The organism is Companilactobacillus halodurans (genome assembly GCF_009600995.1).
Taxonomy (GTDB): Bacteria; Bacillota; Bacilli; order Lactobacillales; family Lactobacillaceae; genus Companilactobacillus; species Companilactobacillus halodurans.
The window spans coordinates 50723-57970 of sequence record NZ_VDFO01000012.1; the positions used below are offsets into that span (position 1 = coordinate 50723).

Sequence of the window (7248 nt, forward strand, 5' to 3'; positions counted from 1 at the left end):
ATGAATGGGACAATTTTAGGGATCGTGGATAAACGGATTGTTTACCAGAATAACAGCACCAAACCAAACCGGAATATCTTTGTGGTTGGGGGCCCAGGATCGTATAAGACCCAGTCAGTCGTCATTACAAACTTGTTTAATGAAACGGAGAACAGCATTGTCGTGACCGATCCGAAAGGTGAATTATACGAAAAGACGGCCGGTATCAAACTAGCCCAGGGTTATCAAGTACATGTCGTCAACTTTGCCAACATGGCGCATAGTGATCGCTACAATCCTTTTGATTATATTCAACGGGATATTCAAGCCGAAACCGTGGCAACAAAGATCGTGCAAAGTGAAAATGCCGAAGGTAAAAAAGACGTGTGGTTCAGTACCCAAAGACAGCTTTTGAAGGCTTTAATCCTGTTTGTCATGAACCACCGGTCACCAGAACAACGAAATTTGGCGGGCGTAACGCAGGTCTTACAAGAAAATGACGTTGAAGCCGAAGAAAAGGGCGCAGATAGTCCGCTAGATACCTTGTTTCTTGATCTAACTATGACTGATCCAGCGAGACGCGCTTATGAGTTAGGTTTCAAAAAAGCCAAAGGGGAAATGAAAGCTAGTATTATTGAAAGTTTGCTGGCGACCATTTCGAAGTTCGTCGACAAGGAAGTGGCCGATTTTACCAGCTTTTCGGATTTTGATTTAAAAGAGATTGGCAAAGCCAAAGTTGTGCTATATGTGATTATTCCGGTGATGGATAATACCTATGAAAGCTTCATCAATCTGTTTTTCTCACAATTGTTTGATGAATTATACAAATTAGCCGCCGATCATCACGCTAAATTGCCCCACCAAGTCGACTTTATCCTTGATGAATTTGTCAATTTAGGCAAATTCCCAAAGTATGAAGAATTTTTAGCAACGTGTCGAGGGTACGGCATTGGTGTCACCACCATTTGTCAAACCTTAACCCAGCTACAAGCCTTGTATGGCAAGGATAAAGCCGAGAGTATCTTAGGTAATCATGCCGTTAAAATTTGCTTGAATGCCGCTAATGACGTGACTGCTAAATATTTCAGTGATTTACTAGGAAAATCAACTGTTAAAGTTGAAACCGGTAGTGAGAGTACCAGTCATAGCAAGGAAGAAAGCCACAGCAAGAGCGATAGTTACAGCTATACGAGCCGTTCGCTCATGACGCCCGATGAAATTATGCGGATGCCCGAAGACCAGAGCTTATTAATCTTTAGTAATGCACGGCCGGTCAAAGCTACAAAAGCGTTCCAATTTAAACTATTTCCAGGGGCTGATCATTTGGTTAACTTGTCACAGAATGAGTATCAAGGCCAACCAGAAGCCAGCCAAGAAACCAACTTTAAGAATAAGGTAGATAAGTGGAATCAGACGGTTAAAGCACAACACCAAGCAAAAAAAGACGATCAAACAACCGATGACGAAGAAGACAAATTGCAGGACAATATCGATCAAGAATTAGAGTCTAGACATAAGAAGATGCTTGGATAATGGAGGACATATTAATGAAAAAATATCGGAAATATATAATCGCTGTGATGACAGTGTTACTGATTGTTGTTGGTCTTACCGCTTGTGGGAAGTCTACAGCACAGGATTTGCAAAGTAATAAATGGTATCTCAACCAAAAAGGACAAAGCTACAAAACCCAATTTAATAAAAAAACAATGATTATTGAAAGCCCCTTGATGAATGTAAATGCCAATTATTCAGTCAGTAATACTTCTGGTAAAGAATATTTAAAAGTAAATACTGATGATGAGAAGAATCAAAAATTTGAATTAACTCAAATTAGCGATGGTTATAAAGCTAAAGCAATAAATAAAACTGCCAAAGCAGATGACGGATTAGGAAGCTTTGAATTGCAAAAAAGGAAGTGATAGATATGTTTGTTTTAGGTGATATTTCAGGACTGGTTCAGGGAGCGATTGCTAAGTTTTTTGAATGGGCACTGTCTGGTTTGTTGGACGGCTTATTCAACATCTGCAAGGCCATTATTGACCAAGCCAATCAAAGCTTGCCAATTGTTAAAACGTGGTATGCCATCTTCCTGTCCTTTGCGACATCGTTAGTCGTTGTGGTCGTCCTTGGCCGCATTGTGATGACAATTCTAAAAGAGGCAGATGAAAGTACAGATGTTACTTGGGCTAATATCATCATGGACGGGATTAAATCAGCGGCCGTGATTCCGGTTTTCGTGTTCTTACAAGGCTTTATTCAAGGTTCAATTACCTTGCCCCTGCTAAAGTATATGTTTAGTTCTGATCAGAAATTCACTGCTAAATCAATTACCGGCATGAATAAAGTCCCTGGGCTAAAAGATGTTGGCATTTCACTACCCTTACAGATTTTGTTTCTGCTAATCTTCACTGTCGTAACCGTCGTGTTCTTTATCAAGATGTGTGTGTTTGTGGCTGATATGGCTTGGTACAACCTGACGATTCCTTTAGCTGCAATGAGCATGGCGACTGAAAGCTTTGATTATAGTGGTACGTGGTGGAAGAAGTACATTTATTACAATGCTTCCATTATTAGCCAGGTGCTTTGTATGTCATTATCAGTATGGTGTTTCACTAATATGGCTAAATACGGTTTTATTGCTTTTATTGCTTCAATCGGATTCGGTTTTCTGGTGGTCAAAACACCTGACGCCGTTAAAGACTTTTGGGCTTCAACCGGTGTGACTAAAAGTACTGGTATGGGTGCCATGAGAATGTTTCAAAATTATTTCCGTAACCACTAGGAGGAAAAATAGTTATGAAGAAAATCGCACACTGGTTATTGGAAAAAGCCAAAAAAGATATGCGAACCGATCCTTTTACAACACCTTCACGGCGGACTAAGTTGTCTTACTATTTTGATAACTTAGTTAGCATGATCTTCTATTTAATGGGAATCTACCTCATATTAATGGATTTATACCAAGAGCTTTTCACGGCGAACCATACCGATTTTTTAGGAACTGCGCTAATGGCCTTAGTTTTACTGCTGGGTGGCTTATTATTCCGTTGGTCAGCCTATGCAGATCTCAAAGCCATCAACCGGTATCAACATTATTTGAAGCAACAATCGATAGAGCAACAACAAGAATTGCGCCGTGAAACTTGGTTGAAAGCGGCTGAACAAGGTAAAACAGAATTAGATCAAAAACTTAATCACAAGGAGTGAACGAACATGACCACTGTTATCTTAGCCGAAAAACCCAGTCAAGCCCGTTCATACGTCCAAGCCTTCCAAAAGAGCACAAAAAAACAGGGTTACTATACGGTTAGCGACCCTGTTTTGCCCGAAAATACGCTTGTCACGTATGGTCTCGGACATTTAGTTGAACTAGCCACACCGGATAAATATGATCAGAAATATCAGCAATGGGCCTTATCTAATTTACCGATTTTTCCCGATAAATACAAGTTTGTGGTGTCAGCTAGTAAAAAAGATCAATTCAAGGTCGTCAAAGACCTGTTAACGAAGGCCGATACCATTATTGTTGCCACCGATAGTGGTCGGGAAGGCTCTAATATTGCGTGGTCAATCATGAGCCAAGCCCAGATTGACGTTAAAAAGAAGACCATTAAGCGGCTATGGTTGAATAGTTTGGAAAAAGACGCCATTATTACCGGATTCAAAAATCTTGGTGATTGGCACCAAGACTATTTGGCGTATAAAGAAGCCCAAACCCGTCAAATTAGCGATTGGTTAATTGGAATGAATGGTAGTCCCTTATATACTTTGTTATTAAGACAAAACGGGGTACGTGGGGTGTACTCGATTGGTCGCGTGCAGACGCCAACCTTGTATATGGTCTATCAAAGGGACCAGGCAATCAAAAACTTTAAGCCGGAACCTTATTTTGAGCTAAATGCGGAAATTTTAGCTAATCAGCAAAAATTCGTCGCAAAATTAGACCCCTATCAGCGATTTAAAGACGAAGCAGGGCTAATAACATTCATGCAAGCTAAACACGTTCAGAAAAGCTCACAGGCTGGTTTAATCAAGAACGTCCAAAAGCAAGGCAAGAAGCGTGCTAGTCCCCAACTATTCTCGCTATCTAATCTCCAAAGTGCCATGAATAAACGTTATCACGCCAGCGCCAGCCAAACCTTAGCGGCTATTCAAAGCTTATACGAAGCCAAGTACCTTAGTTATCCCCGCACTGATTGTGCTTACATCACTGATGAAGAATTTGATTATTTAGTGGCTAATCTGACGAAGTATCTGGGTTTAGTCTCTAAGCCAGTCGCTTTAACCAATACCACCCCAAATAAGCGCTATGTTAATGGAAAAAAGGTTGAAGAACACTACGCCATTATCATGACTAAAGTTGTGCCGACGAAAGAGAAACTAGCCAGCTTGCCTAAATTACAGCAACAAGTCTATGACTTGGTTTTAAGAACGACGTTAGCGATGTTTGCTGATCCGTACGAGTACGAGGAAACCACCATTATTACCCAAGTTGGTGACGCCAATTTTAAAGCAACCGGTAAGGTCCCAACTAAGCAAGGTTGGCAAGCTTTATTTGATGAAACCAAAACCGAGCAGCAAGAAGTAGCAACTTTACCGCTCGTTCACCAAGGTGATCAAGTCCAAGCAAATCTGCAAACACCGCAAAAAGAAACGACACCACCGGTACCCTTTACCGAAGGTACCCTGATTACGGCCATGAAGACCGCCGGCAAAACGCTTGATGATGAAGAAGCCCAAGCGATTCTTAAAGATGTGCAAGGCATTGGGACAAGTGCGACCCGGGCCAATGTGCTGGAAGTGTTAAAGAAACGCGGCTACTTAGTTACTGAAAAGAATAAGTTGCACGTCAGTGAAGCCGGAATCACTTTATGTAAAGCAGTCGAACTCGAACCCTTGCTAACTAGTCCAGAAATGACAGCTAAATGGGAGCAAGCGTTACAGCAAATCAGTACCGAAGAACGTACCCCGGATAACTTTTTGAGCCAAATTAAGAAGTTTGTGGCTAAATTGATCGCTGATGTTCCCACGCAATTGACTGGCAGTGCAGCCATTAAGCAACAAATCAATCACCAACAGCAAGCGCAGAAGGCCGCCGAAGTATTCTTAGAAACACCGCAAGCGACCGTTTTAAATAAACAGAAGTTTTACATTGTGAAGCCCAAGCAAGGTGAAGATTTTACCTTACCTAAGAAATGGAGTAGCAAGACGCTCGGGAGAACCGCAATTAAAGCGTTAGTTACCAAGGGTGAAACCAGCAAATTAAAGGGTTTCAAGAGCAAAAAGGGGAAGTCGTTTGACGCCAAGTTAAAGCTTGACAACCATAAATTAAGTTTTGATTTTGATTAGAACCTGCCTACCGCCCTGCACTACGTTCCGGTTGGTGAACTCGTCATTTAGGTTTACTTTTCAAAAGCCAAAAAGTGAACCTAACCAACGAGTGTAATTGTAAAAGAAGGAGGATATATCATGAAAAATGAACTGGAAGCATTAGCAAGCGAATTACCTATTTTGACGGATAAAAGCAGTTATAAGTACCTATCAGAAGTTGCGGGTAATGGCAAATATATTCAAGTTGCGTGGCAAAAAAAGAATGCTGAATATTTAGCACTTTACGGCACACAATCTATCAAGTTACCCCAAATTGATAATTCTGTAGAGTTTGTAGACGCCGAGGAGGGTTAATCATGCCAAGTAAAGTTGAAACTGAAAAATGGAAAAGGCAGCTTGTTGAAAATGCCGAAAAAGAAATTTTAAAACTAACTGATAGTGAAAAATTTAAAAGTTATCTTGATACCGTAGCAAAGTTTCACCGGTATAGCCAACGTAATATTGACCTTATCTATTCTCAAAATCCAAGTGCCAGCCAAGTTGCAGGCTTTAAAAAATGGCAGAATGATTTTAAACGATCAGTAAATAAAGGAGAAAAAGGGATCAGGATTGCGGCCCCTATTATTAAAAAACTAACTCCAGAGGATCAGAAAAGGCTTGATACGACCGAAGAAAAAGCCATAGTTGGTTATCGCTATATTCCAGTATTTGACATATCACAGACAAGCGGCGAACCAGTCCTAAGTGCTAAAGATTTTGTCAAAGAAAATTTAGCGGATCATAAAAACGTTACTAACCTATACAACGAACTCAAAAATTATTTGAATAACAATACTGATATTAAAATCAGTGAAAAGAGATTGTCAGAACTTGGTGGCGCTAAAGGCTATTTTCGACCCAGCACTAATGAAATCGTCATCGGTAGCGATGAGCCCGACAATGCCTTGAAACTGAAGACGTTATATCACGAATATGCGCATAGCCAGCTACACGGCTTAAAATCAGCCTTTAAAGATCGGCCACGAGCCTATCAGGAAACCCAGGCCGAAGCGGTCGCATATGTTGCCATGCAAAATATTGGCGTTGATACCAGTAACTATTCACTCGGTTATGTGGCTACCTGGGCTAAAGATACAGCTGTGATCCATAGTGCTTTAAGCGAAATCCAGCAAGTTAGCAACAAAGTGATTGAGCTTAGTGACGGGTTAACCAAACAATTAGGCTTACAAGAAGTACAACAAGAGCCCGACCATGACCAAAAAAAGCTATCAGCCCAGGATCTTAATAAGTCCTATCAAGGCTTGCAACAACAAGTTCAGCAAGCAACGAATCCACAACAAAAATCAGAACTAAAAAATAAATTAAATGATGTACACCAGAAAATCAGTAAGCGAACTCAAAAACAGCTGCAAGCATTTGCTGAACAGAATCCGGAGATCAAACAACCCAAATCCGAACTGGATCAAAGCTTAAAGCGTTAGCCAGTTTTTAAAGGTCATGCTATAACATAAACAGAAAAAGGAAGTCCCGCCGAAAACAGGACTTCCCGTGCAAGCCGCTTCAAAGGCGGTGGCCTAGATTACAAAACTACATTGTCGCCCTGTAACCGACCAAAGTTACGCAAGGCGGCTTTTTTATTTGTGGTGCTTGTCGACATTGACCTAATTTTTATTTGCTTTTAGCCACTAGGGTATACCCTAATGGCCTTTTTTATTTCTGTGCTATACTAGGAATTACAAGTGTTCATTAGAACTGTCCAAAAGGAGAACTGGAAATGGCTAAAATCGGTTATGCGCGTGTGAGTTCCAAGGAGCAACATTTAGATCGACAGTTAGCGGCTTTAAAAGACGTTGATAAATTATTTACGGATAAATTAAGTGGGGCTAACACTAATCGGCCAGAACTGCAAAAAATGCTGGCCTATATTCGTGAGGG

8 protein-coding genes are annotated in these 7248 nt (G+C 40.8%); all 8 read left to right on the forward strand.

All coding sequences use genetic code 11. The features are described 5' to 3' along the window. Positions 1-1512, forward strand: a complete 1512-nt coding sequence (locus FHL05_RS04530) for a VirD4-like conjugal transfer protein, CD1115 family (RefSeq protein WP_057811349.1) — start codon at positions 1-3, stop codon at positions 1510-1512. A gap of 14 nt (positions 1513-1526) precedes the next feature. Beyond that, the gene (locus FHL05_RS04535; protein ID WP_047674914.1) at positions 1527-1901 is read left to right on the forward strand and encodes a hypothetical protein; all 375 of its coding nucleotides are present in this window, start codon (positions 1527-1529) and stop codon (positions 1899-1901) included. A gap of 5 nt (positions 1902-1906) precedes the next feature. Further along, entirely contained in the window at positions 1907-2764 is an 858-nt protein-coding gene (locus FHL05_RS04540) for a conjugal transfer protein TrbL family protein (protein ID WP_153522157.1), read from the forward strand. Between the two features lie 14 nt (positions 2765-2778). After that, positions 2779-3189 carry a hypothetical protein gene (locus FHL05_RS04545; protein WP_141306401.1) on the forward strand — a complete coding sequence of 137 codons (411 nt, stop codon included), beginning with the start codon at positions 2779-2781 and terminating at the stop codon, positions 3187-3189. Positions 3190-3195: 6 nt separating this feature from the next. Continuing rightward, positions 3196-5331: a type IA DNA topoisomerase gene (locus tag FHL05_RS04550; protein ID WP_153522158.1), complete on the forward strand. Its 2136-nt coding sequence runs from the start codon at positions 3196-3198 to the stop codon at positions 5329-5331. Between the two features lie 120 nt (positions 5332-5451). Further along, positions 5452-5667 carry a hypothetical protein gene (locus tag FHL05_RS04555; RefSeq protein WP_003713050.1) on the forward strand — a complete coding sequence of 72 codons (216 nt, stop codon included), beginning with the start codon at positions 5452-5454 and terminating at the stop codon, positions 5665-5667. A gap of 2 nt (positions 5668-5669) precedes the next feature. Further along, the gene (locus FHL05_RS04560) at positions 5670-6794 is read left to right on the forward strand and encodes an ArdC-like ssDNA-binding domain-containing protein (protein WP_153522159.1); all 1125 of its coding nucleotides are present in this window, start codon (positions 5670-5672) and stop codon (positions 6792-6794) included. 293 nt (positions 6795-7087) lie between these two features. Beyond that, positions 7088-7248: recombinase family protein (locus FHL05_RS04565; protein WP_148466480.1), on the forward strand; the 161-nt coding region annotated here is incomplete at its 3' end.

Excerpts from the sequence above, each read along its gene's own strand:
- FHL05_RS04530 (WP_057811349.1), top strand. The coding sequence starts at position 1 with ATGAATGGGACAATTTTAGGGATCGTGGATAAACGGATTGTTTACCAG.
- FHL05_RS04550 (WP_153522158.1), top strand. The coding sequence starts at position 3,196 with ATGACCACTGTTATCTTAGCCGAAAAACCCAGTCAAGCCCGTTCATAC.
- FHL05_RS04535 (WP_047674914.1), top strand. The coding sequence starts at position 1,527 with ATGAAAAAATATCGGAAATATATAATCGCTGTGATGACAGTGTTACTG.
- FHL05_RS04555 (WP_003713050.1), top strand. The coding sequence starts at position 5,452 with ATGAAAAATGAACTGGAAGCATTAGCAAGCGAATTACCTATTTTGACG.
- FHL05_RS04540 (WP_153522157.1), top strand. The coding sequence starts at position 1,907 with ATGTTTGTTTTAGGTGATATTTCAGGACTGGTTCAGGGAGCGATTGCT.
- FHL05_RS04560 (WP_153522159.1), top strand. The coding sequence starts at position 5,670 with ATGCCAAGTAAAGTTGAAACTGAAAAATGGAAAAGGCAGCTTGTTGAA.
- FHL05_RS04545 (WP_141306401.1), top strand. The coding sequence starts at position 2,779 with ATGAAGAAAATCGCACACTGGTTATTGGAAAAAGCCAAAAAAGATATG.